Source organism: Syntrophorhabdus sp. (assembly GCA_012719415.1).
Classification (GTDB): Bacteria; Desulfobacterota; Syntrophorhabdia; order Syntrophorhabdales; family Syntrophorhabdaceae; genus Delta-02.
Genome location: JAAYAK010000283.1, coordinates 1 through 1,914, shown reverse-complemented (window position 1 = coordinate 1,914; position 1,914 = coordinate 1). Strand labels below are relative to the sequence as shown.

Sequence of the window (1,914 nt, the reverse complement as noted above, 5' to 3'; positions counted from 1 at the left end):
GCTCCGCCGAGGTCAAGAAGGCCGAGTTCCGCAAGTTGTGCGGAGGCAACCGTCGACGGGGCGTCGGTCAGCGGGCAGTAAGCGCTGCGGTTCTTGGGAAAGGCAATGACCTCCCTTATGGAAGGCGTTCCCAGGATCATCGCGACCACGCGGTCCATGCCGAGGGCAATGCCCCCATGGGGGGGCGCCCCGTATTCAAGCGCCTTGAGAAAGAACCCGAATTTTTCCTCCACCTCAGCGTCGGAGAGACCCAGGGCCTTGAATATCCGGTTCTGCAGGGCCCTGTCGTTGATACGGATGCTCCCCCCGCCAAGCTCCTCCCCGTTCATCACGAGGTCGTACGCGCGGGATTTCAGCGCCAAAAGCTCATCGACCTTTTCGGGATCGAAATCCGTGCGGTCGGGCATGGTAAACGGGTGATGGCTCGACGTCACCCCGTTTTCCGTGGCCTCAAAGAGTGGGAAATCCGTGACCCACAGGGGATAATACACGTCCCGGGGGATAAGCCCCAGCCGTTCAGCGAGGTGCAGCCGCAGCTGCCCCAGCGCCGAACAGACAAGAGACCACGAAGGATCGGCGATCATGAGTATGACATCGCCCTTTTCTGCCGCGAACCGTTCCAGGATTCCGCGCTGTTCGGCATCGCTGAAAAACTGCACGATGTTCGATTCGAGGCCGCCGTCCACGACCCGCATCCATGTCATGCCCTTCGCGCCGAAGCCGGGAACAATCTCTTTTGCGTACTCATTCTGGAGAATATTCTTGCTGAGCCGTTCCGATTGACCCTTGACGTTGATCCCCTTGATGCAGCCCCCCCGACCGAGGATCTGTTTGAAGATGCCGTATCCCGTATTCGTGAAGACATCCGTCGCGTCCTTGAACGTCATGCCGAAACGCAAATCGGGCCGGTCGGATCCCGTTAAATTCATGGCATCGAGCCACGTCATCCTGGGGTATGGGCGGGGAAGCTCGACCCCGCCCACCCTGAACATGCGCACCGTCATTTCCTCGAACAGTGAATAGAGAAACTCCTCCTCGATGAAAGACGCCTCGAGGTCGAGCTGGGTAAATTCCGGCTGTCTGTTCGGTCTTAAGTCTTCGTCGCGAAAGCAGCGCACGATCTGGAAGTACCGCTCCATGCCGCTCACCATCAGGAGCTGCTTGAAGAGTTGCGGCGACTGGGGCAGGGCGTAAAAGCTCTTCGGGTAATGCCTGCTGGGTACCAGGTAGTCCCGCGCGCCCTCGGGTGTGCTCTTGGTGAGCATAGGTGTTTCCACCTCGACGAACCCCTGTTCATCGAGGTAATCGCGCACAATCTTCGCCACGCGGTGCCTTTTAACAAGATGATCCTGCATCGTCGGCCGCCGAAGATCGAGATACCTGTACTGAAGCCGGAGATCCTCGGACACGCTCTCGTCGCGCTTCGCTGAAACACCGGCCACCATGGACTTCTCCGATATCGGGAAAGGAAGCGTCCCCGCCTTGCTCAAAACGGTGAGTTCCGTTGCCGCCACCTCTATCTCGCCCGTGGCAATTCCCGGATTCTCCGTCCCTTCTATCCGTTTCACCACCCGACCTTTTACGCGGATGCAGTACTCAGCCTTAAGCCCCGCCGCCGCCGTACAAACCTCGGCGCCCGAAGGTCCGGGGCTGAACACCACCTGCACGATCCCGCTCCTGTCGCGCAAATGGATGAACAAGACCTCCCCATGGTCCCTTAAAGCATCCACCCATCCCGCAAGAAGGACCTCTTCCCCCACGTCCGGCAAACCCAACAAACCGCAGTACAATCGCTCACTGAATGTCATGGCATTTTCCTTCTTGTGTATTGGCTCAAAGAAAAAACCTACCATCGTACTGAAGAATGGTCAATAAAAACTGGTCATCGATTTCCTTTCTCTTCCAGCTTCCTGG

General features: G+C 58.0%; 1 protein-coding gene. It reads right to left on the bottom strand.

The features are described 5' to 3' along the window. A partial coding sequence (gene aspS, locus GXX82_16400) for an aspartate--tRNA ligase (GenBank protein ID NLT24625.1) occupies positions 1-1,808 on the bottom strand: 1,808 nt, incomplete at its 3' end. Between the last annotated feature and the right edge of the window lie 106 nt (positions 1,809-1,914).